23 protein-coding genes are annotated in these 26,549 nt (G+C 63.3%); 8 read left to right on the top strand and 15 right to left on the bottom strand.

Annotation, left to right across the window (positions count from 1 at the left end; all coding sequences use genetic code 11):
• Nucleotides 1-13 precede the first annotated feature (13 nt).
• The 3 genes from ABQM86_RS04200 to ABQM86_RS04210 are packed head-to-tail and all read left to right on the top strand — an operon-like array spanning nt 14 to nt 2,977.
• Nucleotides 14-982 (top strand): carbohydrate ABC transporter permease, encoded by a 969-nt coding sequence (locus ABQM86_RS04200; RefSeq protein ID WP_369746000.1) that lies wholly within the window; start codon nt 14-16, stop codon nt 980-982.
• A complete protein-coding gene (locus ABQM86_RS04205; protein ID WP_369746001.1) occupies nt 979-1,893 on the top strand; it encodes a carbohydrate ABC transporter permease in 915 nt (304 codons plus the stop codon). Before ABQM86_RS04200 ends, ABQM86_RS04205 begins: the two co-directional genes overlap by 4 nt.
• Nucleotides 1,894-1,915: 22 nt before the next feature.
• On the top strand, nt 1,916-2,977 hold the full coding sequence (locus tag ABQM86_RS04210) for an NAD(P)-dependent alcohol dehydrogenase (protein WP_369746002.1): 1,062 nt from the start codon (nt 1,916-1,918) through the stop codon (nt 2,975-2,977).
• A gap of 19 nt (nt 2,978-2,996) precedes the next feature.
• Here ABQM86_RS04210 and ABQM86_RS04215 read toward each other — a convergent pair whose 3' ends face one another.
• Genes ABQM86_RS04215 through ABQM86_RS04240 form a run of 6 tightly spaced genes read right to left on the bottom strand, consistent with a single transcriptional unit; the run spans nt 2,997 to nt 8,569 of the window.
• Nucleotides 2,997-3,467: a heme-degrading domain-containing protein gene (locus ABQM86_RS04215; protein WP_280626614.1), complete on the bottom strand. Its 471-nt coding sequence runs from the start codon at nt 3,465-3,467 to the stop codon at nt 2,997-2,999.
• Nucleotides 3,460-4,491, bottom strand: coding sequence for a Gfo/Idh/MocA family oxidoreductase (locus ABQM86_RS04220; RefSeq protein ID WP_280626616.1), 1,032 nt, complete (start codon nt 4,489-4,491; stop codon nt 3,460-3,462). The genes ABQM86_RS04215 and ABQM86_RS04220 overlap by 8 nt, the downstream gene beginning before the upstream one ends.
• Before the next feature lie 3 nt (nt 4,492-4,494).
• Nucleotides 4,495-5,496, bottom strand: a complete 1,002-nt coding sequence (locus ABQM86_RS04225; RefSeq protein ID WP_280626618.1) for a sugar phosphate isomerase/epimerase family protein — start codon at nt 5,494-5,496, stop codon at nt 4,495-4,497.
• Between the two features lies 1 nt (nt 5,497).
• Nucleotides 5,498-6,667 carry a Gfo/Idh/MocA family protein gene (locus tag ABQM86_RS04230; protein ID WP_369746003.1) on the bottom strand — a complete coding sequence of 390 codons (1,170 nt, stop codon included), beginning with the start codon at nt 6,665-6,667 and terminating at the stop codon, nt 5,498-5,500.
• Nucleotides 6,668-6,686: 19 nt separating this feature from the next.
• Entirely contained in the window at nt 6,687-7,811 is a 1,125-nt protein-coding gene (locus ABQM86_RS04235) for a Gfo/Idh/MocA family oxidoreductase (protein ID WP_280626622.1), read from the bottom strand.
• Nucleotides 7,808-8,569, bottom strand: a complete 762-nt coding sequence (locus tag ABQM86_RS04240) for a sugar phosphate isomerase/epimerase (RefSeq protein WP_207596230.1) — start codon at nt 8,567-8,569, stop codon at nt 7,808-7,810. The genes ABQM86_RS04235 and ABQM86_RS04240 overlap by 4 nt, the downstream gene beginning before the upstream one ends.
• A gap of 220 nt (nt 8,570-8,789) precedes the next feature.
• Between ABQM86_RS04240 and ABQM86_RS04245 the strand changes: the two genes are divergently transcribed.
• On the top strand, nt 8,790-10,007 hold the full coding sequence (locus ABQM86_RS04245) for an ROK family transcriptional regulator (RefSeq protein WP_369746004.1): 1,218 nt from the start codon (nt 8,790-8,792) through the stop codon (nt 10,005-10,007).
• A gap of 91 nt (nt 10,008-10,098) precedes the next feature.
• Nucleotides 10,099-11,292: a CynX/NimT family MFS transporter gene (locus ABQM86_RS04250; protein WP_369746005.1), complete on the top strand. Its 1,194-nt coding sequence runs from the start codon at nt 10,099-10,101 to the stop codon at nt 11,290-11,292.
• A 120-nt stretch (nt 11,293-11,412) separates the two neighbouring features.
• On the opposite strand, the gene aceB is transcribed toward ABQM86_RS04250, so the two are convergent.
• The gene (aceB, locus tag ABQM86_RS04255) at nt 11,413-13,065 is read right to left on the bottom strand and encodes a malate synthase A (RefSeq protein ID WP_207596233.1); all 1,653 of its coding nucleotides are present in this window, start codon (nt 13,063-13,065) and stop codon (nt 11,413-11,415) included.
• A 203-nt stretch (nt 13,066-13,268) separates the two neighbouring features.
• Complete coding sequence (gene aceA, locus ABQM86_RS04260; protein WP_089593676.1) at nt 13,269-14,600, bottom strand: isocitrate lyase; 1,332 nt, start codon at nt 14,598-14,600, stop codon at nt 13,269-13,271.
• 154 nt (nt 14,601-14,754) lie between these two features.
• On the opposite strand from aceA, the gene ABQM86_RS04265 reads away from it, so the two are divergent.
• On the top strand, nt 14,755-16,269 hold the full coding sequence (locus ABQM86_RS04265; protein WP_207597461.1) for an XRE family transcriptional regulator: 1,515 nt from the start codon (nt 14,755-14,757) through the stop codon (nt 16,267-16,269).
• A 171-nt stretch (nt 16,270-16,440) separates the two neighbouring features.
• A complete protein-coding gene (locus tag ABQM86_RS04270) occupies nt 16,441-17,745 on the top strand; it encodes a serpin family protein (protein WP_369746006.1) in 1,305 nt (434 codons plus the stop codon).
• 100 nt (nt 17,746-17,845) lie between these two features.
• On the opposite strand, the gene ABQM86_RS04275 is transcribed toward ABQM86_RS04270, so the two are convergent.
• A complete protein-coding gene (locus ABQM86_RS04275) occupies nt 17,846-18,460 on the bottom strand; it encodes a TetR/AcrR family transcriptional regulator (protein WP_369746007.1) in 615 nt (204 codons plus the stop codon).
• 301 nt (nt 18,461-18,761) lie between these two features.
• Here ABQM86_RS04275 and ABQM86_RS04280 point away from each other — a divergent pair, with 301 nt between their 5' ends.
• Nucleotides 18,762-19,694 carry a cytochrome b/b6 domain-containing protein gene (locus ABQM86_RS04280; RefSeq protein ID WP_207596236.1) on the top strand — a complete coding sequence of 311 codons (933 nt, stop codon included), beginning with the start codon at nt 18,762-18,764 and terminating at the stop codon, nt 19,692-19,694.
• 65 nt (nt 19,695-19,759) lie between these two features.
• Here the strand turns inward: ABQM86_RS04280 and ABQM86_RS04285 are convergent, their stop codons facing one another.
• From ABQM86_RS04285 to ABQM86_RS04310, 6 genes are all read right to left on the bottom strand, one after another.
• The gene (locus ABQM86_RS04285) at nt 19,760-20,596 is read right to left on the bottom strand and encodes a hydroxymethylpyrimidine/phosphomethylpyrimidine kinase (protein ID WP_207596237.1); all 837 of its coding nucleotides are present in this window, start codon (nt 20,594-20,596) and stop codon (nt 19,760-19,762) included.
• A gap of 43 nt (nt 20,597-20,639) precedes the next feature.
• Nucleotides 20,640-21,626, bottom strand: a complete 987-nt coding sequence (locus ABQM86_RS04290; protein ID WP_369746008.1) for a TAXI family TRAP transporter solute-binding subunit — start codon at nt 21,624-21,626, stop codon at nt 20,640-20,642.
• On the bottom strand, nt 21,619-23,034 hold the full coding sequence (locus ABQM86_RS04295; RefSeq protein ID WP_369746009.1) for a sensor histidine kinase: 1,416 nt from the start codon (nt 23,032-23,034) through the stop codon (nt 21,619-21,621). Before ABQM86_RS04295 ends, ABQM86_RS04290 begins: the two co-directional genes overlap by 8 nt.
• Nucleotides 23,031-23,693: a response regulator transcription factor gene (locus ABQM86_RS04300; RefSeq protein ID WP_280626641.1), complete on the bottom strand. Its 663-nt coding sequence runs from the start codon at nt 23,691-23,693 to the stop codon at nt 23,031-23,033. Before ABQM86_RS04300 ends, ABQM86_RS04295 begins: the two co-directional genes overlap by 4 nt.
• Nucleotides 23,694-23,854: 161 nt before the next feature.
• The gene (locus tag ABQM86_RS04305; RefSeq protein WP_207596241.1) at nt 23,855-25,252 is read right to left on the bottom strand and encodes an MFS transporter; all 1,398 of its coding nucleotides are present in this window, start codon (nt 25,250-25,252) and stop codon (nt 23,855-23,857) included.
• Between the two features lie 818 nt (nt 25,253-26,070).
• Entirely contained in the window at nt 26,071-26,517 is a 447-nt protein-coding gene (locus ABQM86_RS04310; protein WP_369746010.1) for a hypothetical protein, read from the bottom strand.
• Nucleotides 26,518-26,549: the final 32 nt, after the last annotated feature.

The raw sequence follows: 26,549 nt of genomic DNA on the forward strand, positions 1-26,549 counted from the left end.
GCAGGAGAACATCATGACTACCGCAACGGCGCGCATCTCCCGCCCGGGACATGCCACAGCCAAACCATCACGAAACAAAGCACCGCGGGAACGCGCACTGGCCTGGGCGCGGCGTGCACCGCTGCTTCCAGCCCTGATCTTCCTCATCATCGTCACGCAGCTCCCGTTCGTGGTGACACTGATCATCTCGTTCCTGAACTGGAACAGCCTGAGCCCCGGCACCACGGGTTTCGCCGGCTTCGAGAACTACGTCACGGTCCTCACCGATCCCGACCTCCGCCAAGCAATCTTCACCACCATCCTCCTCACAGTTGCCGTGGTCCTGGCCAGCCTGGTCGTCGGCCTGGGCCTGGCCCTGCTGCTGGACAAGAAATTCATCGGACGCGGACTGGCAAGGACGCTGCTGATTGCTCCGTTCCTTGTGGTGCCCGTGGCCGCTGCCCTGATCTGGAAGCACGCACTGCTCAATCCCACGTACGGATTGATCAACGGTGTCCTGACCTGGATCTGGTCCCTGTTCGGCAGCGACACTCCTCCGCAGTTGGACCTGCTGTCCCAAGCGCCGCTGATGGCGGTCATCATCTCGCTGGTGTGGCAGTGGACGCCGTTCATGATGCTCATCTTGCTCGCCGGTCTTCAGTCACGGCCCATGGACACCGTGGAAGCAGCCCAAATGGACGGTGCAACGCCGTGGGCCATATTCCGGCACCTGACCCTGCCCCATCTTCGCCAGTATCTGGAGCTTGGTGGTCTTCTCGGCGCGATCTATATCGTGCAGAACTTCGACGCAGTCTTCACCCTCACAGCGGGCGGACTCGGCACAGCCAATCTGCCCTACGCGATCTACCAGACGTTCTATTTCGCCAACGAATACGGGCTTGCCTCCGCGGCCGGCGTTGTGGTTGTCATCGGCACCATCCTTGTGGCGACCTTCGCCCTCCGCACCGTTTTCTCGCTATTCAAGAAGGAGGCAGCACGATGAGCACACTCAGTCCTGCCGCAGCCCGCATCACGCCTGAAAAATCCAGCACGCCAGCCGGCATCCGTCGTCGCGGCAAGTCCCGGATGGAGCCCACCCGCAACAACACAGCCGCCGGAATCGCAGCTTGGCTGCTGGCACTGCTTTTTGCCACACCGGTCCTGTGGATGATCCTGACCTCCTTCCACTCCGAAACCGATGCCGCAACCAACCCGCCCTCCATCGCGGCGAACCTCACCCTGGACGCCTACAAGGAGTTCTTCGGGGAAGCATCCGGTGTCAGCCCGTGGCCATCATTGATCAACTCCGCTACCGCTTCCATCCTGTCAACGGTCCTCGTCCTCATCCTTGCCATTCCGGCCGCTTATGCGCTGTCCATCAAGCCAGTGAAGAAGTGGACCGACGTCATGTTCTTCTTCCTGTCCACCAAGATGATGCCCGTCGTGGCAGCGATCCTTCCGTTGTACCTCTTCGCAAGGACCGTAGGCGCTCTGGACAACATCTGGTTCCTCATCCTGATGTACACCTCCATGAATCTCCCCATCGCGGTATGGATGATGCGCTCCTTCCTCGCCGAGGTTCCAGTGGAAATGCTGGAAGCAGCGCAGATCGACGGAGCCAACCTCATCGTCACGCTCCGCAAAGTCATTGCACCCGTAGCAATGCCCGGGATCGCGGCGACAGCGCTGATCTGCTTCATCTTCAGTTGGAACGAACTGCTGTTGGCGCGGGTACTCACTGGAGTCGTCGCCGGAACCGCACCTGTTTTCCTGACCGGTTTCGTCTCAGGCCAAGGTCTCTTCCTCGCCAAGGTCTGCGCCGCCGCTGTCGTCATTTCGCTCCCCGTACTGTTCGCCGGCTTCGCCGCCCAGGACAAGCTTGTCCAAGGTCTCTCGCTCGGCGCGGTTAAGTAACCAACTCCAAAGGATTCCGATCATGACTACCTCAACCACCCGAACCCCTCTGCTCGACCCGCCTGAACTGCCAGCCACCATGCGCGCCGCCATCCTGCATCGCCAGGGTGCGATGACCCTGGCGACGGTCCCCATACCGCACCTCGAAGCCGACCAAGTGCTGGTGCAGGTTTCCGCCGTCGGAGTCTGCGGAAGCGATGTTCACTACTACGAGCATGGCCGGATCGGCGATTACGTGGTGGACCACCCTTTGATCCTGGGCCACGAACTCGCGGGGCGGATTGCCGCCGTCGGGAGTTCCGTAGACCCCGCCCGCCTTGGTGCGAGAGTCGCCGTAGAGCCCCAACGCCCTTGCCGGACCTGCAAGCAGTGCAAGGCCGGACGCTACAACCTCTGCCCGGAGATGAAGTTTTACGCGACGCCGCCCGTGGACGGCGCGTTCGCCGAGTACGTCACCATTCAAAGTGACTTCGCATACGACATCCCGGACAATGTCAGCGACGAAGCCGCTGCCTTGATCGAGCCGCTGTCCGTAGGGCTCTGGGCGTGCGAGCGTGCAAAAATCAAGCCTGGTAGCCGGGTCTTGATCGCCGGGGCAGGCCCCATCGGCATCATCGCGGTGCAAGCAGCACGGGCTTACGGTGCGAGTGAAATATACGTCACCGACATCGCCCACGACCGTCTCGCCTTCGCCTTGGAACACGGTGCGACGCACGCGTTGAACGCGAAGACGGACAGCGTGGAAGGGCTCGACGTCGATGCCTTCATTGACGCGTCGGGCGCACCGCAGGCGGTCCGTTCCGGGATCAGGGCCGTGGGGCCTGCGGGCCGGGTGATCCTGGTGGGACTCGGCGCGGATGAGGTCGAACTGCCCGTTTCCTTCATCCAGAACCGGGAGATCTGGCTCTCCGGTGTCTTCCGCTACACCAACACCTGGCCCCTTGCCATCCAACTGCTCGCGGACGGCAAAGTGGATTTAGACATCCTGGTCACGGGCAAGTTCTCCCTCTCTGAGTCTGAGGCGGCACTCAAAGCCGGTAAGCAGCCCGGCCAACTCAAGGCCGTGGTGTACCCGGGACGATGAACCTGTGGAGCATCCGCTCCTAAGCCCCCACCGTCTTCAAGTAGCTCCGGATTCCGTCCACCACCATCTGGTGGTCCTCGTCCGAAGACAACCCGGACACCGTAATCGCGCCGATGACGCCGGCGCCTCGCACACGGATGGGGAAAGAACCGCCGTCCAACGTGTAGTCCTCCGGTGCCAGCCACCCGCCACCAAGGGGGTTGCGTTCGGCAAACTGTTCACCCAACAACGCGGTGCTGTGCTCAAACCGCAGCACGGCAGCAGACTTGCGTCGGATCCACTCTTCCTGGTCGGCGGTGGTACCGGGCAGGACACAGCGGAAGAGGACGAGGTTGTGCCGACGGATGTCGATTGCAACGCCAAGATCGGAAGCGATGGCATGGTTGGCGATCAGCGACCCGAGCCGCCATGCGTCGTGGTGGTCGAACGAAGCGAAGACCAGCTCATCTTCCTGCTGGCGGAGTTCAGCGAGGCGCGGTGAATCAGTCATTAGTTGTTCCTTCCAGGACGGAATCGGACTCGTAGCGAAGCCCGATCTGCTTCCGGATTTCGTCCATGGCGGCCATGATGGCCACGGTCTCGGCTGGCGGCAAGATGGTCCCGGCAGTCTCGCCGGCGCGGATCAGGCGTTCGAGTTCTGCTGCCTGGTACTGCATGCCCCGGCTGTCCACGGGGTGGTCGTAGCGCTCCACGACAGTGCCATCCACGGCATGAACAGTGAACGGAACCGGATTGTACCAGGTGTGCTCGATGTCGATCCACCCTTCGCTGCCGATGACCATGGCACGGTTGGCGCTGGCGGCGTCGAGTTCGCAATCCACCATCGCCTGGGCACCACTGGCGTATTCGAAGATCGCTGCCGTTTGGCGGTCGACGCCCGTTGCCGACATGGAGGCACTTGCCTTAATTGACGCAGGCGTGCCCAGGATGTCGAACGCGAAGGAGATCGGGTAAATGCCCAGGTCCAGGAGCGCTCCGCCGCCCAGTGCGGGATCGTTCAGCCGGTGGGCTGGATCCTTGGGGAGGCTTTGGTTGTGGCTGGCCACCACCTTGCGTACCTCACCGATAGTGCCTGCAGCGATGATGTCGCGCAGACGGATCATGTGCGGCAGGAACCGCGTCCACATGGCCTCCAAGGCAACGAGCCCCTTGGATTCCGCGAGGTCAACGATGTCCTGCGCCTCGCGGGCGTTCATGGTGAACGCCTTCTCCACCAGGACATGCTTTCCAGCGTTGAGTGCCAGCAGGGCATTCGCGTGGTGGAAAGGGTGTGGCGTGGCCACATAGACCACGTCAACCAACGGGTCCGCTACCAGATCCTCATAACTGCCGTGCGCGGTGGCCACGCCGTACTCCTCAGCGAACGACTCACTCGATTCCAACGAGCGGGATCCCACGGCTTGCACCGTGAAACCGTTCTCCTTCAAGTCCTTGGTCTGGAGCCCTGCGATGAATCCTGTGCCGAGGATTCCCCAGCGGATTGTTCCATCGGAGGTGCCGTTGCTGAGGGTCACGTGTTAGTCCTTGCTGCTGAATGCGGCGTCGAAGGAGGTCTGCGACGCCGGGAAGTCGAACTTCTTGAGGGCGGCGAGGGCTTCGGGGGCGCCGTGGAGGCGGTCCATGCCGGCGTCTTCCCATTCTACGGAGATGGGGCCGTTGTAGCCGATGGCGGTGAGGGCGCGGAAGGACGATTCCCAGGGCACATCGCCGCGCCCGGCGGAGACGAAGTCCCAGCCGCGGCGGGGGTCGCCCCACGGCAGGTGCGAGCCCATCACGGTGTTCCGGCCGGTGGGGCGAAGCTTGGTGTCTTTGCAGTCCACGTGGTAGATCCGGTCCTTGAAGTCCCAGATGAAGGACACGGGGTCGATGCCTTGCCACATGAAGTGGGAGGGGTCCCAGTTCAGGCCGAACGCTTCCCGGTGGCCGATCGCTTCGAGGGTCCGGACGGTGGTCCAGTAGTCGTAGGCGATCTCACTCGGGTGGACTTCGTGGGCGAAGCGGACACCGTTTTCGTCGAAGACGTCCAGGATGGGGTTCCAGCGGTCGGCGAAGTCCTGGTAGCCGGCCTCGATGACTTTTTCGGGGACGGGCGGGAACATGGCGACGTATTGCCAGATGGAAGAACCGGTGAACCCCACCACGGTGTCCACGCCCAGGGCGCGGGCGAGGCGTGCGGTGTGCTTCATTTCTTCGGCGGCGCGTTGGCGGACGCCTTCGGGCTCCCCGTCGCCCCAGACGCGTGAGCCGACGATGGCTTCGTGGCGGAAGTCGATGGGGTCATCGCAGACGGCCTGGCCTTTGAGGTGGTTGGAGATGGCCCAGACCTTCAGGTTGTACTTCTCCAGGACGGCAAGTTTGGATTCGACGTAGCCGGGTTCGTCCCAGCGCCAGGCGTCCAGGTGGTCTCCGGAGACGGCGATTTCCAGGCCGTCGTAGCCCCAGCCCGAGGCAAGGCGCGCGACTTCCTCGAAGGGGAGATCGGCCCACTGGCCGGTAAACAAGGTGTACGGGCGGGGCATGTCAGGCTCCTTCAGTAGCGGATGCGTTGAGCTGGATCAGTGAGCTTTTGGCGGCCGCGGATTCTTCCACGGCGGCCAGGATGTGCTGGACGTTCAGTCCATCCTCGAACGACGGCGACGGCGACTCACCGGCCGCGATCGCGGTGAGGAAGTCCCGGATCTGGTGCGTGAAAGTGTGTTCCCAGCCGATGATGTGACCCTGTGGCCACCACGCTCCAAGGTACGGGTGCTCCGGTTCGTTGACCAGGATCCGGCGGAAGCCCTGCTCGCGAACCGGTGCGGTCGCGTCAAGGAAACCGAGTTCGTTCAGGGCCTCCAAGTCAAAGAGAATGGTTCCCTTTTCCCCGTAAATTTCGAGCTTGAGGGAGTTCTTCTGGCCCGTAGCCACGCGGGACGCTTCCACCGAGGCGATTGCTCCGGAGGCGAGTGTGAGCGTAGCCCAAGCGGCGTCGTCGACCGTGACATCTTCCGGGCCCTGCGGCCCGGGGCGGCGGTCAACGAAGGTGTTCAGGCGGCCGGTGACCTCAGTGACGGTGTCACCGAGGAGGAACAGGATCTGGTCGATGGCGTGCGAGGCGATATCGCCCAGTGCACCGGAACCGGCGGTTTCCTTCCGCAGGCGCCAGGACATGGGGGACTTCGCGTCGGTGAGCCAGTCCTGCAGATAGGCGGCGCGGACGTGCCGGATGGTGCCGAGACGTCCTTCGGCGATGAGTTCGCGGGCCAGCGCCAACGCCGGGACGCGGCGGTAGTTGAATCCGATCATCGACTGGACCCCGCGGGCACGGGCTTTGGCGGCCGCGGCGGTCATCAACTCGGCTTCACCCAAGGTGTTGGCCAGCGGCTTCTCCACGAGCACATGCTTGCCCGCCTCCAAAGCAGCGATGGCGATTTCGGCGTGCATCCACCCCGGCGCGCAGATGTCGATGATGTGGATGTCGTCCCGTTCAATGACGGAGCGCCAGTCGGTGGCGGATTCGGTCCAGCCGTACTTGGCAGCGGCTTCCGCAACGGCCTCTGCGTCCCGGCCAACCAGCACTTTCTGTTCGAACCCCGGGACGTCGAAGAAGCTGGCGACGTTCCGCCAGGCATTCGAGTGGGCCTTCCCCATGAAGGCGTAACCAATAGCGGCCACTCCCAAGGTGGAGGGCAGGTGTGGAGGAGTGGTCATGGATGTGGGTCCTCGCTGCTTAGGAAAGCGTTGCTGTTTCGGGTGCCCAGTCCTCGGGGAGGGCGGCCGAGACGGGTGCGTTGCTGGTGACGTGTACGAACGTGCCGGATTCCATGGACTCTGCGATCGAGACCATGGTGTCCAGTACGTGGTAGGCGAGGTCGCCGGTGGCGCGGTGCGGGAGGCCGGAACGGAGGGCGCGTGCCATGTCCAGGGCCCCCATGCCACGTCCGTTGGCCGGGCCTGTGGCGGGGATGATCTCGGGCTCTTCAGCGCCTGGGCGCCAGAGCTTCAGGTCGCCGTCGAAGTTGTTCGGGTCCGGCAGGGACAGGGTCGCTTCGGAGCCGGTGATTTCCACGAAGCCCATGCGCTGGCGCGGGGATTCGAAGGAGAAGACGCTGTGGGAGGACTGCCCGCCCTCGAACTGCGCCATCGCGGAGACATGGGTAGGGACCTCGACGGCGAATTCCTCGCCGGCTTTGGGTCCGGAACCGATGATGCGGGTGGCCTTCGCCGATGAGCCGACGGCGGCGACCTTGCGGACGGATCCGAAGGTCTGAATCAAGGCCGTGAGGTAGTACGGGCCCATGTCGAACAGGGGACCGGCGCCGTGCTGGAAGAGGAACGCGGGGTTCGGGTGCCAGGATTCCGGACCTGGGGTCTGGAACGTGGTCATGCCCGTCAACGGTGTGCCGATGTCACCGCGTTCGATGATGCGGCGGGCGGTCTGCAAACCGGCGCCGAGGAAGGTGTCCGGGGCGGTGCCGAGCCGGATGCCCGCGGCGTCGGCAGCTTTAAGCAACCCCAGCCCGGAGTCGCGGTCCAGGGAGAAAGGCTTCTCGGTCCAGACGTGTTTGCCGGCGGCCACCGCGGCGGTGGCGACCTCCACATGGGCTGCGGGGATGGTCAGGTTGATGATGAGTTCGACGTCGGGGTGGGTCAGTGCCAGCTCCGGGGTGCCGAATTCGGCGATGCCGTATTCCTTGGCGCGGGCCTGCGCGGCTTCGGCGAAGAGGTCCGCGACAACCAGGACCTTCACATCAGGGAAGGTGGTGAGGTTGTCCAGGTACTGCTTGCTGATGTTGCCTGCGCCGATGACGGCAACACCTACGGGGCCTTTACGGGTGGAGGGTGCGAAGCTCATGCCTGTACTCCTTCGGCTGCGTCTGCGCTGGCTGCGGCGGTGAGGTAGGCCAGGCTTTGGGTGATGCCTTCGAAGATGTCGCCGGAGTAGTCATCGAATTCCACCACGCCTACTTCCAGTGACTTCGCTGCGGCGATGACGTCCAGGACCGGGATGGTGCCCTGGCCTGCGGGCTGTTGGGCTTTGGTGTCGGTGGTGGCCGGGCCGTCCTTGATGTGGATGAGCTTTACCCGGTCACCCAGGCGGGCCAGGACTTCCACGGGATCCTGGCCGCCGACGGCTACCCAGTAGGTGTCTATTTCCAGGACCACTTCCGGGTCCAGCAACCCTTCGAAGTATTCCAGTGCGGTTTTGCCCTCGATGGTGGACTCCAGCTCCCAGGCGTGGTTGTGGTACCCCACGCGGATGCCGTACCCGGCGCCCTTCTTCGCTGCGGCGTTGAGCTTGGCGGCGGTGGCCTGGATGGTTTCGGCGTCCTGCCAGTGCTCCGCGGGAAGGAAAGGATCGATCACCGTGGTGATGCCCAGTTCCTTGGCGGCTGCGAAGATCTCGTCCTGATCCTGGGACAACAGCGGGGCGTGCCCGGACGGCGCGGTCAGGCCGTTCTCCTTCAACGCTGCACCGAGTTCCTTGGCCGTGGCCACAAAGTTGTACGGCTCCACCTGCGTGAAACCGATCCCGGCGACCTTCCTGATGGTTCCCGGCAGGTCCTCCTGGATGGCATCGCGGAGTGTGTACAGCTGAAGTGAATACGACATTGGGTTCCTTTTCGGGAGAGGGTGTTTCCGGGAGATCAGGGACTTGGCGCCAGTCTAGTGAGCACCCACTGGGGGAGCTACCGATTCCGCCCGGCAATGGACTGTTCGAGCACTCATTTCAGCCTAGAGGGACTTTTGCCGATCGTCTAGCAAAAGTCGAAGATATTCTGACAAAGTTCTGGTGGATGACATGCATAAGCAATCGTGCTTCACTATGTGGATGACATCAGCTGCCGGAACTGACGCCGGAAGAACCTCCGCGCCAGAGGCCGGCAACCTTTCACGCCCTGGGAATTTGTTTCAGCTCCTCCGCGACGGCAGGGCCCGTACACGTGCTGAGCTTGTTGAAACCACTGGACTGGCCCGTTCCACCGTTGCTGCCCGCATTGACGCCCTCATCAGTTCCGGACTTGTGGGTCCCGCCGGTGAGGCTTCCTCCAGTGGCGGCAGGCCGCCGTCGCGCTTTGCTTTCAACCCCGCCGCGAGGGTGGTCCTGGCCGTCGACGTCGGAGCTACCCACGTGATTGTTGCCGTCACCGACCTCGGTGGCAGCGTCCTGGCCGAGCGGCGCCTGGCGCAGGAAGTCGCCGACGGCCCGGACGCGGTCCTGGGCCGCGTGGTGGCTGCGGGCCGTGAACTCCTGGCCGAAGCCGGACGGAAACCCGGCGACCTCGCCGGCATGGGAATCGGATTGCCCGGGCCTGTGGAGCACCATACCGGGCGACCCGTGAAGCCGCCGATCATGCCTGGCTGGGACGGATTCGACGTCGTCTCCTACGTTCAGCGTTCTTGGCCGGTTCCTGTCTTGGTGGACAACGACGTCAACATCATGGCGCTCGGCGAGCGCACCGCCTACTGGCCGGACCACCAGAACTTCCTGTTCATCAAAGTGGCTACGGGCATCGGAGCCGGCATTATCAGCAGTGGTCAATTGCAGCGCGGCGCCAACGGCACCGCCGGCGACCTCGGCCACGTCCGTGTCCCACGCGGGGACGACGTTCTCTGCCGGTGTGGCAATCACGGATGCCTTGAGGCGCTTGCATCAGGTCCCGCCGTCGCGCGTCAGCTGCAGGCCCAGGGGCTGGAAGCGTCTACCGGCGGTGATGTCCTCAGGCTCGTTGGTGAAGGAAATCTGCAGGCGATCCAGGCGCTGCGGCAGGCGGGGCGCGACGTCGGCGATGTGCTGGCCACCGTGGTCAACCTGCTCAATCCGTCCATGATCATCATCGGCGGCAGTGTGGGGGAGGCCGGCGAGCACCTTGTGGCCGGCATCCGCGAAGTGGTCTACCGGCGGTCCTTGCCGCTGGCCACCACGCACCTGCGCATCGGCATCTCCATGGCAGGCCAGCGTGCCGCGGTCCTGGGCGCCAGCCAAATGGTCACCCAGCATGTCTTGTCGCCGGCCGTGATTGAGGCCACGCTCCAAGCAGCGGGTTAGGTCTTGTTGGGTGCCGGTTGCCGGATGAGGGCGTGATAGCAATGAAAGTGATGAAAACTCCTCCTGCATTCTGTGCTTGCCCCTGCGCCCGATGACCCAGTTCCTCGCTAAAGTTCCCCGCGGCTGGCTGATCCTTGCGTGCATTGGCCTCATTGCCCTGAACATGCGCGGCCCCTTTGTGGCTGTGGCTCCTGTGGTGGACTCGCTGCAGCAGGACCTCGGCTTCTCGCCGGTTGAGCTTGGACTGCTGACTGGCATTCCCGTGCTGTGCTTCTCCCTCGCTTCCCCGTTGGCTTCGCTGGCGGGACGCCGGTTTGGGGCCGAGTTCGCCGTCATGCTGACGTTGCTCGGAGTGTTGGCCGGCGTGATCATCCGCTCCAGCGGTGGCGGTGCCTCGGTGATGGTGGGCACGGTGGTCATTGGCGTGGCCATCACCATCGGCAACATCGCGGTGCCGCTGATCATCCGGCGCGACTTCGCACCCCGGCGCCAGGCGACCGCGATGGGCGTTTACACCGCCGCGCTGAATGTTGGCTCGTTCCTCACCTCAGTGGCTACTGCGCCCCTTGCTGAGCTGGTGGGGTGGCGGCTTTCCCTCGCGGCCAGTGCTCTGCTGGCTTTGGCCGCGATTCTGTTCTGGGTTCCTACGGTTGGAGCCCGCCGGGCGTTTGTTCCCCTTGCGGTTCCTGCTCCTCCGGCTTCCCCGGCGGGGCGCGTCGCGGGTGTCCGCTGGCTGACTGTGGGCCTCACACTCGGCTTCGCGGGGCAGGCATTCTCCTACTACGGGGTTACCGCCTGGCTCCCGAGCTTCCTCTCCGACGAACTCGCCATGGGCACCGCCGAAGCCGGGGCAGGATCCTCCCTCTTCCAGATCTTCGCGATTGTGGGCGGCCTGGGCGTACCACTCCTGGCTCGTTTCGCCAGTACGACGACGGTTGCGGTCACCTTGAGTGCGCTGTGGCTGACCGTACCCTTCGGATTGTTGCTGGCACCTTCGGGGTGGTGGGTGTGGTCCTCGCTGGGCGGAATTGCCCAAGGCGGCGGTATCACGGTGATCTTCATAGCCATCATCAAGTTCGCGCAATCGCAGGCCGCCGCCGGCAGGATGTCCGCCGTGGTGCAGGGGGTGGGTTACTGCTTCGCAGCGTTGGCTCCTACTGCCATCGGGTTCGTGCACAGTGTTACCGACGGCTGGACGGTGCCGCTGTTCGTGATCCTCGGCTCGGTCCTGACGTTCTGTGTGTGCACCACGTTGTCCGTGCGCTGGGTGGCCCGGCAGCGGTAAATCGGCCGGGCATGGGTAAGCCCCGCTGCTGGGCTGCCTCCCCGACGGTCGGGGTCACTTGTTGCGAAGAGTGCAGGCAGCCCAGCGTCGGGGCTTGGTGTGTCGCTGGCCAGCGAAAAGCTAGGCGGCGACGAGTTCCTCCTCCGTGGCCTCTTCACGGGCCTCGGTGAGGAAGCGGGCGTACGCGGGGATGGTCAGGAAGGTGGGGAATTCTTCGGCCAGTGTGACTTCTTCGAAGATGGCGCGGGCGTCAGCGAAGCGGTCTCCATCGAAGCGTTCCAGGCGGGCGTATTCCTCGTCCAGCATGTCTTCCACCCATTCGCGGGTGATGATATCGCCGTGGTCGGTGATGGCGTGGGAATGGATCCACTGCCACAGCTGGGACCGGGAGATCTCCGCGGTGGCGGCGTCTTCCATGAGGTTGTGGATGGCCACAGCTCCGTTGCCGCGCAGCCAGGACTCGATGTACCGGATGCCTACCTCGATGTTCAGGCGGACCCCGCCCTCGGTGATGGTTCCCTCGGTGCTGGCGATGTCGATCAGTGCGCGGTCATCGGGGGTGACATCCTCGCGGGAGCGATCCAACTGGTTGGGGCGGTTTCCGAGAACTGAGTCGAACACTTCCCGGCATACCGGCACCAGATCCGGGTGGGCCACCCACGAACCATCAAAACCGTCGTTGGCCTCACGGGTCTTGTCGGCGCGGACTTTCTCGAAGGACGCGGTGTTGGCGGCTTCGTCCTTGCGGTTGGGAACAGCGGCGGCCATCCCACCGATCGCCATTGCCCCGCGACGGTGGCAGGCCCGGACCAGTTGCTCGGTGTAAGCGCGCATGAACGGCTGGGTCATGGTCACCTGGCCGCGGTCCGGGAGCACAAAACGCGGTCCGCGGGTGCGGAAGTTCTTGATCAGGGAGAAGATGTAGTCCCAGCGGCCGGCGTTCAAACCCGACGCATGGTCGCGCAGTTCGTAAAGGATCTCTTCCATCTCGAATGCGGCCGTGATGGTTTCGATCAGGACAGTGGCACGAATGGTGCCCTGCGGGATGCCGAGCAGGTCCTGGGCCAGGACGAAGATGTCGTTCCACAGGCGGGCTTCGAGGTGGTTCTCGATCTTCGGCAGGTAGAAGTACGGGCCCTTGCCCTGGGCGAGCAGGCGGCGGGCATTGTGGAAGAAGAACAAACCGAAGTCCACAATGCCGCCGGCGATCGGCTTGCCGTCGATCAGCATGTGCTTCTCGGGCAGGTGCCAGCCACGGGGACGGACCACGATGGTGGGCAGGTCCTCGGCGGACTTGAGCTTGTACTCCTTGCCCTCAGGGGACGTGAAGTCGATGCGCCGCTCCAAAGCATCGGTCAGGTTCAGCTGGCCCTGGATGACGTTGCGCCACGTCGGCGTGGACGAGTCCTCCATGTCGGCCAGCCAGACCTTGGCCCCGGAGTTCAAGGCGTTGATGGTCATCTTCTTGTCCACCGGGCCCGTGATCTCCACGCGGCGGTCCTCCAAACCCGGAGCCGGGGGAGCTACACGCCAGCTCGGATCATTCCGGATGCCCTCGGTTTGCGGCAGGAACCGCGGATCCTGGCCACCGGAAATCTGGTTACGGCGGGCGTGCCGTGCCTGCATCAGCTCCTGACGACGATCAGCAGTAGCCCTGTGCAACTTGCCGATGAACTCCAAGGCGTCCGGAGTCAAAACCTCGTTCTGCCGGCAGATGGGCTGCGCGGTGATAGTGATGCCATTGATGGTGAAGTTGTCAGTGAAGCTGTTCATTCTAATTCTCCTAAAAAGGTTCGACGGCGGCGCCTCGGTGAGGTGGACACGAGGCCGGAGGTGCGGTGATGCGGCAGCCTGCGTAAAGGGGCCCTGTGCCCGCCCCCGACCGAGTTCTGCGAGGTCATGGGGCGGGCATGGGGATAGCAGGCAGAGCATTACCGCACTGCAGGTCGGAGGCGAGGACCGCCGTCGGGTGTTGGTTAGTGGAACTGGCCTTCTTCGGTGGATCCCACCAGGGCAAGGGTGGATGCGTTCGGGTTGAGCGCGGTTGCGATGTCGTCGAAGTAGCCGGTGCCGACTTCGCGCTGGTGCTTGGTGGCGGTGTAGCCGCGGGATTCGGAGGCGAATTCCTTCTCCTGGAGCTCGACGTAGGCGCTCATGCCTTCACGGGCGTAGCCGTGGGCGAGGTCGAACATCGAGTAGTTCAGGGCGTGGAAGCCGGCCAGGGTGATGAACTGGAACGTGAAGCCCATGGCACCGAGTTCGCGCTGGAACTTGGCGATGGTGGTGTCGTCCAGGTGCTTGCGCCAGTTGAAGGACGGGGAGCAGTTGTAGGAAAGCATCTGGTCCGGGAACTCGGCTTTGACCGATTCGGCGAACTTACGGGCCAGCTCCAGGTCCGGGGTGCCGGTCTCCATCCAGATGAGGTCGGAGTACGGTGCGTAGGCCTTGGCACGGGCGATGCAGGGTTCGATGCCGTTGCGGACCTTGTAGAAGCCCTCGGCGGTACGAACCGGCTGTCCGCCTTCGCGGAGGATGAATTCCTGGTCGCGCTCGTCAACGTCGGAGGTGATCAGGGTTGCTGCTTCGGCGTCGGTGCGGGCGATGACGACGGTGGGGGTGTCGGCGACGTCGGCTGCCAGGCGGGCGGCGTTCAGGGTCCGGATGTGCTGCTGGGTGGGGATCAGCACCTTACCGCCCAGGTGTCCGCACTTCTTTTCGGAAGCGAGCTGGTCTTCCCAGTGAACGCCTGAGGCACCGGCGGTGATCATGGATTTCATGAGTTCGTAGGCGTTCAGCGGGCCACCGAAACCTGCTTCGGCATCGGCGACGATCGGGACCAGCCAGTCCTCAACGGTCTTGACGCCCTCGGCATACTCAATCTGGTCTGCGCGGAGCAGTGCGTTGTTGATGCGGCGGACAACCTGCGGGACCGAGTTGGCCGGGTAGAGGGACTGGTCCGGGTAGGTCTGGCCCGAGAGGTTGGCGTCTGCTGCCACTTGCCAGCCGGAGAGGTAGATGGCGCGGAGGCCGGCCTTGACCTGCTGCACTGCCTGGTTGCCGGTCAGTGCGCCCAACGCGTTGGTATAGCCGCCGGTGGGAGCTTCCTCGGTGAGCTGCTTCCAGAGCTTCTCCGAACCGCGGCGGGCCAGGGTGTGCTCTTCGGAGACGCGACCGCGGAGGCGGACGACGTCGGTGGCCGAGTAATCACGGGTGACGCCTTCCCACCGCGGGTTGGCAGACCATTCAAGTTCCAGCGCCGCTGCCTGCTGCTCTGCGGACTGCTCTGCGGGTTCAAACGATGCGGTCATTGCATGTCTCCTAATATCCAAATGGGGCTCCCGGGCCGGCCTCCGCTGCGCCTTTGCTGCATCGGCCGGCTTACCCGGGGTGTGTCTTTCTTTTTCGTAAGTCCTACTTTTCTGCACTTCCAAGAGGGTTGCTAGAGGAAAACTATGGAAAGAAATGCACTTCTTCGCGTATTCTCAAGAAATGTCGCCTGTGAGCTGGAATCGTGAAGTCGCATCGCCGTCGTTGTCGCCTGCGCCCCCTGAACTGGACGTCATCAGCCTTGGCCGCCGTGTGCGCCACCTGCGCAAGCAGGCCGGACTGACGCTGGACGACTTGAGTGCCGCCGTCGGGACCGCACCAAGCCAGCTGAGCCTGCTTGAAAACGGCAAGCGGGAGCCCAAACTGGGGTTGCTGCAGCAGCTGGCCGTGTCGCTGAATGTGAGCATCGACCAGCTGTTGGGGGCCGAGCCGCCGAGTCGCAGGGCTGCGCTGGAAATCGAGCTCGAGCGGTACCAGCGCGGACCACTCTACGAGTCCCTGAACCTGCCGAAAATCCGCATCAGCTCGCGGCTTCCGCTTGATGTGCTGGAGTCGCAGGTGGGGCTGCTGCAGGAGCTCGAACGCAAACTTAATGAGCAAGTTGCGACGCCGGAAGAAGCCCGCCGTGCCAACGGCGAGTTGCGTGCCATGATGCGCGAGCGCGGTAACTATTTCCCCGAGTATGAGGCCGAGGCGCAGAAGGTCCTCAAAGGGGTCGGCTACACCACCGGTCCGCTGAGCCAGCACGTCATTGCCGACATCGCCGAGAACCTCGGGTTTTCCCTTCATCATGTGGGCGATTTGCCGCACTCCACACGGTCCGTGACGGACTTGAAGAACCGCAGAATTTACCTGACGCAGAATCAACGCCAGGACCATGATCCCCGGTCGGTCCTCCTCCAGGCGCTGGGCCACTACGTCCTCGGACACGAAACTCCGCGCAACTACGGGGATTTCCTGGCACAGAGGGTGGCCACCAACTACTTCGCGGCTGCTTTGTTGCTTCCGGAGCAAGCAACGGTGGAGTTCCTGCAAAAAGCCAAAGCGGCCAAGGAAATCGCTGTGGAAGACATTCGGGATGCTTTCGCCGTGTCCTACGAGACCGCCGCGCACCGATTCACCAACCTGGCCACGAAGCACCTCGGCATCACCACGCATTTCCAGAAGACGCACCAGTCCGGCATCATCTACAAGGCGTACGAGAACGACGGCGTCACTTTCCCGCAGGACCATACCGGGGCCATTGAGGGGCAGCCATCGTGCAAGGCGTGGACCTCACGTGCCGTGTTCGACGTGCCTGACAAGTTCAGCGCTTACAGCCAGTACACCGACACACCCTCGGGCACGTACTGGTGCACAGCGCGCACCGAGCGGTCAGCCAACGGCGAGTTCTCACTCAGTATCGGTGTTCCCTACCAGCACGTGAAATGGTTCCGCGGCCGGGAGACCACGGCCCGGGCCACGTCCAACTGTCCGGATCCCAATTGCTGCAAGCGGCCGCCGGCCTCTCTCGCCAACGAGTGGGCGGGCAACGCCTGGCCATCCGCCAGGGCGCATTCGCACCTGCTCGCGGCCATGCCTCCAGGAGCCTTCCCCGGCGTGGACGAGACCGAGGTGTACAGCTTCCTGGCCGCCCACTCCGACCGCTGACCCTCTCTCACATCACTCGTGCTTGAGCCCCACGCTCTCTCACATCACTCGTGCTTGAGCGTGACCGTCTATCACCTTCCGGCAACATTTGGCGATCCCTCTCTCACATCGAGTGAGTTCCCACGTCAAAGGGGGCACCATGTGAAGACAACGCCAAGCAGGGGATGCGCCATGAATTCAGTCCGGAAGGTGGCCGCGGCCATCGCGGCAGCCGCAGTGGTAAGTGGTTCTGCGACTCTCAGCGCCTGCGCACCCCAACCATCCGGCGTCGAACTCCAAACGGCCGACGGCGTGACCCGGGCGTCGGTGCAAACGGCGGACTACCCGGCGCAGCTTAAAGCCTTCAACGCGTCAGCGCGCAAGCTCGGTGCCGCCTTGCTCGCCGATGGCGGCGAGAGTTCCAACGGGAACGTCGTGTCGTCGCCGGCAAGCCTGTTGATCGCGTTGAGCATGCTCCGCGCAGGCGCCTCGGGTGCCACGGCCACGGAGATGGACTCAGCTCTGGGGTTGCCCACCGAGGGGCGCGACGAAGCGATGAACGCGCTGCTCGCCTCCTTGGAAAAGTTCGACGGCGACCCCGGCTCGGTGGACGAAGACGACCCGCCGCGCAAACCGGTGATGCATGCTGCCAACGGGCTGTTCATTGATAGAGGCGTCCCTACCGGCGAGGCCTTCCTGGCCACGCTCGCCAAACATTTCGGCACGGGGGTGTACCCGGTGTCGTTCCGGGACGAGGCCGTCACCAAACCGGCCATCGACCGCTGGGTCAGCAGGAACACCAGGGGTCGGATCAAGGAAGCACCCGCACAATACGATCCCGACAACACTTTCAGCCTGCTCAATACCCTCTATTTCGCCGCCACCTGGCAAGAGCCCTTCGACGCGAGCGACACCTCGGACGCGCCCTTTACCAAGGCTGGTGGAGAAGTCATCGAGGTACCGGCCATGAGCGCCCTCTTGGGGTTGGCCTACGCAGAGGGCCCCGGATGGAAGGCCGTGGACCTGCCTTACGCCGAGGGCTTCGTGATGCGGCTGATACTGCCCGACGGCGGTGCGTCGGGTTCGGCTGGTTCGGCTGCGGTTTCTGCGGAGGTGCTGGGTGAGGTGGCAGCCAGGTTGAGCAGCGCTCCTGTGGATATGGTCTACCTTCAGCTACCCAAATGGGACCACAAGACCACGTTCGACCTGCGTAAGGTCTTCGAAACACTCGGACTCAACCAGATGCTGGCCACGGACAAGGACTTCAACGACATCCAGCCGGACATGAAACTGACACAGGCTGCGCAGGCCGCCAACATTACGGTTGCCGAGAAGGGCACCATCGCGTCGGCCGTCACTCAACTTAACGCCGTGGGCTCAGCCGCAGCGCCCGAACCCCAACGCGAGCTGATCCTCGACCGCCCGTTCCACTACGAGATCGTGCATGTGGAGACGGGAATGCCTCTGTTCACGGGGTGGGTGGCTGACCCGCGGTGAGGGCCGGCCAATCGAGTTCGCTGGAACGCTGCGGTAACGCCGGAAGTTTCCGGGGGTTCCCGGCGTTTTCCCGCGACCTCAGTGCCGGTAGTGGCCGCGGTTAGCGGACCAGGCGGCTCACCAGTATGGCCGCCGCATCTACCACTTCGTCGGCCTCGCGCTTGGTGGCGCTGAGGGCTACTTCCTGCCCTGCCACGGTGACGATGTCCGTGATGACAGCGACCGTGAGGCGGCCCAAGGTGTCGTCGCTGGCACCCAGGAGCACGGTGTTTTGCCGGACCCACTCGCGTCCGCGCTCGCGTCGTAGAACCTCGAAGCCCGGGGGAGTGTCGCCTTCAATGAACACCCGCTCAAGGCCGCGGTGTTTCCAGGTGTAGTCGAAGTAGCTGCGGCTGCCCACGTTGAACAGAGTCAGGGGATCGTTCTCGCCGGCTTTGCGGGCTTTGGCCACGGCCGCGGCGACCAAGCGCTCGTGTTCATTTTGATAGTCGTCCCATAGTGCAAGGAAGAGTTCTGTCTTGCCGCCAAAGTGGTGATAAAGGCTGCCGACGCTGGATCCAGCGCGGGCCACGATGTCCGAGATGCTCGCGCCGGTGAAGCCATGCTCGACGAATACATCGCTGGCCGCATCCAGCAGGTTGCGTTGGGTTGCCGCGGTGCGGTTCCATTTCCAGGAGCCGGCATGGCTGGCTACTTCGGAAGTCTTACGGACCACGCTTGGCCTCCCTTCGCGGCAGGACGTAGATCGGAGTGTCGGACGGCTATTTTTTGGAATCCTACCTCCCAAGGAAACCAGATAGCCAGCAACAAGCCTTGACTGGCTCATGAAACACAGGAAATAATTCTGGAAGTCTGTTCTAGAAATACGTATTGCGGCATGTATCCGAATGCTGCGATTTTTGACGTCGAACGCCCCGAAACCCGGGTGCCGTTTTCACCGTCGGGCTGCAACTGGTTGAATCGCTGTATAGCGCCAACTGGTCGCAGCCAAACAAGCCAGAGAGGAACGCGGCCTGATGTCCGTTTCAAGCAAGTCGTCCGGGATCACGTCGAACAGGTGGTTCAAACCCGTCGTCGTCACCGCAGGAGCTTTGGTGGTGGCACTGATCCTGGTGCTCGTTGCGCAATGGCTCCGGACTCTCCAGCCGGTCCAGCAATTCCTGACGGACTACCCCGGGCACTCGGCCGTTCCCGAGGGCACTCCTACCGGCTTTCCCGCGTGGCTCGGCTGGCAGCACTTCCTCAACATGTTCTTCATCGTCCTGATCATCCGTTCGGGCTGGCAGGTGCGGACCACCACCCGCCCGGCGGCCAACTGGACGCGGAACAACAAGGGCTTCATCAAGACCAAGAACCCGCCTACCAAGATCAGCCTGGACCTTTGGTTCCACCTGACGCTTGACGCGCTCTGGGTCTTGAACGGCATCATCTTCATCGTGTTGCTCTTCGCCACCGGGCAGTGGTTGAGGATCGTGCCGACCAGCTGGGACGTCTTCCCCAACGCAATCTCGGCCGGCCTGCAGTACGCCTCGCTGAACTGGCCCGTCGAAAACGGCTGGAACAACTACAACAGCCTGCAGCTCCTCACCTACTTCATCACGGTCTTCATCGCGGCCCCGCTGGCCATCATCACGGGCCTTCGGATGTCTGGGGCATGGCCAAAGAAGGCCGCGATCAACAAGTTCTACCCCATCGAACTGGCCCGGAAGATCCACTTCCCGGTGATGATCTACTTCGTCGCGTTCGTGATCGTCCACGTGACGCTGGTGCTGGCCACTGGCGCGCTGAGGAACCTGAACCACATGTACGCCGCAAACGACGACAACAACAGCTGGTGGGGCTTTGGGATCTTCGCAGCTTCCATTGTGTTCACAGCGGCCGCCTGGTTCCTCGCCCGGCCCTTGTTCCTGCGCCCGATCGCCTCGCTCATGGGCAAGGTCTCCCGCTAACCCGCACGCAAAAACAGCCGCCTCGGAAGTGTTTCCGGGGCGGCTGTTTTTGCGTGACGCAGAGGTTAGGACAGGGCCCCGCCCTGCCACAGCGCATCAAAGGGAGCCCCGGAGGACACGCGGTTCTTGATACCCGCGGTCACGAACGCCTTCGCCGTACGGGCTGCTTCAAGCGGCGTGGCACCCTTGGCCAATTCGGCCGTCACAGCTGCAGCAAGGGAGCAACCGGCTCCGGACACAGCAACTTCGCCGACCTTCGGGGCACGCAGGACTTCCAGCGTCTCGCCGTCGTAGTAAACGTCGACGGCGTCGGGGCCTTCCAGCCGAACCCCGCCTTTGGCGAGGACTGCTGCGCCGCTGATCTCGTGGATGCGGATGGCGGCGGCCTTGAGCGTCTCTTCGTCAGTAATGGTGAGGCCGGACAGCGACTCGGCTTCGAAGTGGTTCGGAGTGACGAAGGTGGCCAGTGGCAGGATCTGCGCCTTCAACGCCTGGTCCGTGTCCAGGGCGTGGCCTGGTTCTTGTCCCTTGCAGATGAGGACCGGGTCCAGCACCACGTGCTTGAAGGATCCGTCGGTCAGTGCCTTCTCCACGGTGCTGATGGTTGCCGGGCTTCCGAGCATACCGATCTTCACGGTGTCCAACACCGACGGTGCGCCGGAAGCCGCACCATAGGCCGCCGTCGTGGCTTCCAGCTGGTCTGCAATGACGTGCTGGTCCACCGGCACAAAGCGGTGGTTCCAGTTGTCCTGCGGGTTGAAGGACACGATGCAGGTGAGGTTCGCAATGCCGAACACTCCGAGTTCCTGGAAGGTCTTGAGGTCGGCCTGCGCGCCGGCGCCACCGGTCGCTTCGGAGCCGGCAATGGTCAGGGCAATGGCAGGGGCAACGGCTGAAGTCATGTCATCATTTTGGCAGTTGCTCCGGTTTGACTCCTAAACGGGGCTAGCCGTGCAGCGCCCGGTAGGCAGCCTGTGCAGCCGGGTGCAACGGGACGCCGGCGGTGTTAATCAGTGTTTCGGGGCTGAGGAACTGCACGCCGGTGCTGGATTTCGGCACCAGATCCTGGGCCTGTTCCACCAGGAGTTCAACGGTTTGCCGGACAACGTGATCGGCCAGATCCCTGCGGCACAGGAGCAGGTTGGCTACGCCCACGGTCCAGACGGCGGGTGCGTTCCCGTAGCTGTTCGCGGGGATGAGGACGCGGTCGTAGAAGAAACCCGATTGGGCCCGGGTCGCCGGGATGAACTCCGAGATGTCGAGGAGACGCATGCCTGTTTCCTGGGCTGCAGCAGCGATGGGTGCCGTCGGGACACCTCCGGACTGGATCATCACGTCAAGGGAACCCTCCCGCAAGGCGGCCAGGGCTTGGTTCAACCCAAAGTTGGCTTGCTTCAGTGCCCGTTCCGGCCCGGCCGTTTCAGGAGACAGCCCGGCGGCAGCAATGATGCGCCCGGCCGTGAGGGTGGTTCCCGAGCCCACCTCACCCACGCCCGCAGTCTTCCCGGCGAGGTCAGCGAAGGTTCGGATTCCGCTGTCTTCCCGAACGATGCAGTGGACGTAGTTCTGGTACACCTTTCCCAAGGCCACCAACTGGCTTTCACCCCGTCCGGGAGCTGCCTGGGCGGCTGCGTCGGCCAGCGCGACGGCGAGCGTCGCCTCGCCGGATAAGACCCGCTGAATGTTCTCGAGGCTTCCGCCGGTGGTTAATGCAACTGACCTCCCAGCGACCCCTTCACGCTCCAGCAAGTCGGCGAGCAGGCTGGCGAACTCAAGGTAGAAGCCGCCCGATTCGCCGCCGGCAACGGTGATTTCCTGAGGGCGTTCCTCTGTGGTGCAGCCTGCTGTTGAAGCGAGCAGACTGCCGCCCAAGCCAAGCGCCACGGCTGTCTGGAGGACACTCCGCCGCGAGACTTTGAGGGGTTCAGGCATGCGTGTCCTCCTCCGGTTTCACGAACTCGAGGCGTGCCGCCAGGCCATGGGGCTCGCGGGCCTCCAGGACCAGCCTCGCGCCATTTGCTTCTGCAAGCCGCTCCACGATGGTCATCCCCAGCCCGTTGCCGGGGATCCTGCTGTGTTGCGGAGCCCGCCAGAACCTGGTGGTGGATGCGGCGAGCTGTTCGGCCGGGAGGCCCGGGCCGTCGTCGGAAATCACGACGGCGGTGCCTCCTTGCGTCTGCCGGGTCGCCACCGTGATGGTGGCCCCCGGCGCGTATTTGATGGCGTTGGCGAGGAGTTCGCCCACCATGTGCGCGAGTTCATCGGGGTCGCAGACGATCGGGCTTTCTGACCCAGGGCCCTCCAAGGTGAGCTCTGATCCGGCACGGTGAGCGGCCGGCGTCGCCCGTTCAACCTCGCCTTGCAGAATCGGGTACGGGTCGATGACGGCCAACCGCTGGTGTTCCGGTGCTTTTTCAGCCCGGGCAGACCCCTCAAAGGCGCGGTGTTCCGCCGTCGCGAGCTTCAGCACGCCGTCGAGCATCTCTTCCACCCGCTCAAGTTCCGCCACGACGCCGGCCGCCGCTTCTTTTTCGGGCACCGAACGCAAGGCGAGCTGCAGCAGGTCGATCCTCAACCGCAGCGCCCCTACGGGGTTGCGCAGTTGGTGCGAGGTATCGGCGATGAGCCGGCGTTGTGACTCCATGCTCTCGGTCACCGTATCCGCCATGGCGGTGAAGGATCGGCTCAGTTCCCGGAGCTCAGGCGGTCCGGCTTCGGGGAGCTGGCTGGTTTTTCCCGTCGCTTCGAGCTCGTGGACTGCCTTGCTGAGGCGATGGACCGGGCGCAAAACCCATCCCGTGATGCGCGATGCCGCTACGAGCAGCAGCACGCCCAACGCCACCGCGGCAAGTACGACGACGAGCCACCGCTCCCGTAACTTCTGCCGGGCTGCATCGAGGTCGACTTCAAGGACCACCTCTCCGAGTACCTGGCTGGCTGTCCCGAAGGACCTGGAGATGAAGTCGTTGCCGGTACCGAAAGCGCGGATCGGGTTGAGCGTGGTGTCGCTGAGGTTGAGGCTTGCCCGGTTGAGGGCGTCCTCGACCTCTGAATGGTCTTCGCTGAGACCGCCGGAGCGGAGGGTTTCCTGCTGGAGCCGGATCAGGATTCCCTCGCCATAAAGCTCGGAATAGCGGTCCATTTCCCGCTGAAGTTGAATTGTGTTGTTGTCCTCCACGGCGTCACTGGCCAGTTGCGCGAAGCGGTTGAGGGCTGCGACGCGGTTGATCTGCAGTTCCTGGGTGAGTTCCCGGCTGGCCGAGGTCAGGATCACGCTGGATACCGTCACAACAATGATCACCATCAGCAGGCTCAGGATGCCGAGGACGCGGACTTTCACGGTTGCTCTACGCGGTAGCCGACGCCCCGGACGTTGATGATGAATCCGGGAAGTTGGAGCTTGGACCTGAGGCCTGTCAGGTGCACGTCCAAGGACCGGGAGTGGGCCAGGAAAGCATCTCCCCAGAGTGCGTCCAGGATCTGTTCCCGGGTGACCACGGAGCCTGCATTCCTGGCCAAGAGGCTGAGGAGGTCGAACTCGGTTGCGGTGAGGGCGAGGTGCCTTTGGCCCACGGATGCCACGCGACGGTGGAGGTCCACTTCCAGTTCCCCGAGGACTATGGTGTGCGGGGTTTCCTGGCCTGAGCGATTGGTGCGCCTGGTGACCGCTTCGATTCTGGCGAGCAGCTCCACGAGCTTCACGGGCTTGACCAGGTAGTCATCCGCCCCGGACCGAAGACCCAGCACCACGCTGCGCTCGTCGTCGCGTGCTGTCAGGATCAGGATGGGGACCTGGGTTACTTGGCGGAGTTTCCGCAGGACGTCCAAGCCATCCAGGTCCGGGAGGCCGAGGTCCAGCAGGATCACTTCGTGCTGCCGATGAGCCAGGAGTGCATCCTCGCCACGGGATACCCTGGTGTGCTTGTGGCCGGCTGAGGCGACGGCAGCGCTCAAGGCTGACGCCATGGCGTCGTCATCCTCGACGATGAGCACTTGCACTGTCAGGGTCCTTTGTCTTGCTCGGCTGGTTTACTGCGGGCTGGTTCGCTGGTCCTGGTCCGCTGGTCCTGGTCCGCTACTAGAGCTTAACGTTGTGAGGCCCGCTCTGCGCCCTTCGGAGTGTCCAAAGGGGGCAGAGCGGGCCTCACAAAGCGGCCAGGTCAGGCGTTGACGAGGTCCTTCTTGTCGTCGTCGTCCTTCGCAGTGCCCTTAGCCACAAAAGCGTTGCCTTGCTCGGCATCCAGGTGAGTGGCCTTCTTGTTCTTCAACGCGAAGATGTACACCAGGAGCGAGATGAAAATGGCTGCCGTGACGTAGGTGAAGAACAAGTCCACCTGATCCGACTTCTGCAGCGCTGCGCCAATCAGCGGAACGGTGCCGCCGAACAGCGAGTTGGCGATCGCGTAACCGAGCCCGACGCCGAGCGCGCGGATGGAAGCCGGGAACAGTTCGGCCTTCACCAGCGCGTTGATGGACGTGTAGCCGCCAACCATCAGCAGGCCGCCGAGCATCAGCAGGAACGCCATGAACGGATCTTTGGTGCCGGACAGGGTGGAGAGCAGCGGCCACGTGAAGAGCACACCGGTCACGCCGAACCAGATCAGCAAGGGCTTGCGGCCAACCTTGTCCGATATCAGGCCGTACACCGGCTGCAGCAGCATGAAGATGAACAGAGCCCAGAAGTTGATGACGGAGGTATCTGTCTTCGCGATGCCGGACGTATCGTTCATGAACTTCAGGATGAAGTTGGTGTACGTGTAGAACGCCACGGTACCGCCCAGGGTGATTCCGATGCAGATGAGCAGCGGCTTCCAGTGCTTGGTGAACAGCAGCTTCATGGTGCCTGGCTGGGCTTCGCCCTCAACCTTGACGTGGGCGGCGCGGAGCTGATCGGCCGAAAGGGTTTCTTCCATGGAACGGCGGAGCCAGAGAACAACCAGGGCAGCCACACCACCTATGGCAAACGGAATACGCCAGCCCCACGCGGTCAGGTCTTCTTTGCTCATGGTGTTCTGCAGGATCACGAGCACCAAGAGGGCAAGCATCTGCCCGCCAATAAGCGTCACGTACTGGAAGCTGGAGAAGAAACCGCGGCGCTTGGCCGTCGCTGCCTCGGACATGTACGTGGCGCTGGTGCCGTATTCGCCACCGACAGAGAAGCCCTGCACGACGCGGATGAACACCAGCAGGATCAGGGCCCAGAGGCCGATCACGTCTTGCGTTGGCAGGATCGCGATGGCGAAGGAACCGGCCGACATCAGCGTCACACTGAGTGTCAGGGCAGCCTTGCGGCCCTTCCGGTCGGCATAGCGGCCGAAGAACCAACTGCCGATGGGACGCATGAGGAACGACGTCGAGAAGACAGCCATCGCCTCAAGGCCTGCCTGCAGGTCGTCCGAGGAGTTGAAGAAGTGCGACTGGAAATACGCCGCGAAAACCGTATAAACGTAGAGGTCGAACCACTCCACGAGGTTGCCCGCGGAGCCCTTGAGGATGTTGCTCACGGCCTTACGTGTCTGGGCGGCTTCGCTCAGAGGTGCAGCTTGTTGGGTGCTCATCAATGAACCTTCCTGGACGGCGCCTGATACGGCAGCCGTGTCTTGCATGAGTTCGTTCTGTCCATGAAGCTGGTGCTCATGGCGTCCTTGCGCATGGCTCTTCGTCGACTAAGAAAGGCCCTCCAGGGTGAAGAGGACATGTTCCAAGCTATGGGTGATGCACGGCACAGCCATAGCTGGCAGGGCATTTCCTAACACTTCCTTAGGTTTCGGCCGGTACGGCTGGTATCACGGGTGCCGGGTGAGGTTCGACGGCGGTCGGGACCGGAGGGCGGTTGGGACCGGACGGCGGGGCGAAGCGTTGGCTGGCGCGTCCGGACGCACGCTCGCTCACATCCCTCGGGCTTGAGCGTGTCGCTCGCTCACATCCCTCGGGTTTCCAACGGACGCTCTTTCACCACCCTCGGGTTTCCGACGGACGCTCTTTCACCACCCTCGGGTTTGGCTGGCATTGGTCTTGGGCGTGACCCAAGTCTTCGATGAGTCAGGGGCAAACTCCATGGTGAGCGAGCCCGCGTGGCCGAGACCGGGAGCAGACGTTTAGCGAAGAAAAGATGAGGGCCCATCCTGGTGCTTGGATGCCCATGAGGCGCAAAATGTCACGTGCGCTACGGCGATTCCCACAGTCAGTCCACTGCCGCTGGGCACCACCCGGCCCTTGGATCAGTATCGCCAGCCTCCCGACGGGCTCCGCGTCGCCAAAGAGTGCTTATCTTCGTCACTCCATGGTGCCTGGCTCACGGTTTTCCATCTGGATAGTGAAGGAGCGTCCGGCTGAAGGGGCGATTATGTGAGCAAGCGTCCTGCTGAAGAGGCCATCATGTGGGAGAGGGATTGATTCGCACCAGTTTCCAGACAGCCAGACGGCCTACGCCGGCGGCGAGGGCGATGGACAACGAGAGCAGCAACGGACCGGTTGCCGAGAGTCCGCCAAACGGTGCGCACATGAGTAGTCCGATGGAGAAGAACGCGGCCACGTGAACCCACTGGCTCCGAATGCGACGCAGCGCCAGCCCAAGGAGCGATCCCACTGCAGCACCAACTGCCCAGGCGGGGAGCAAGCTGTAAATGAAAAAGATGATCCACCACTCAGGTGCTTGGATGCTCACGAGAACGCAGAAAGTCAGATGCGCTACGGCGATGCCAACTGCCAGTCCTTTGCCGCCGAGCACCACTCTGTCCTTTGGCCCGTATCGCCAGCCTCCCGACGGGCTCCGCGTCGCCAGCGCGAATTCCTCCTTGTCTGACCAGGGTTCCTGACTCATGAATACCTCCGGGGGATGTGAGAGACGGTTCG

It is taken from the genome of Paenarthrobacter sp. AMU7 (genome assembly GCF_041200195.1).
Classification (GTDB): Bacteria; Actinomycetota; Actinomycetes; order Actinomycetales; family Micrococcaceae; genus Arthrobacter.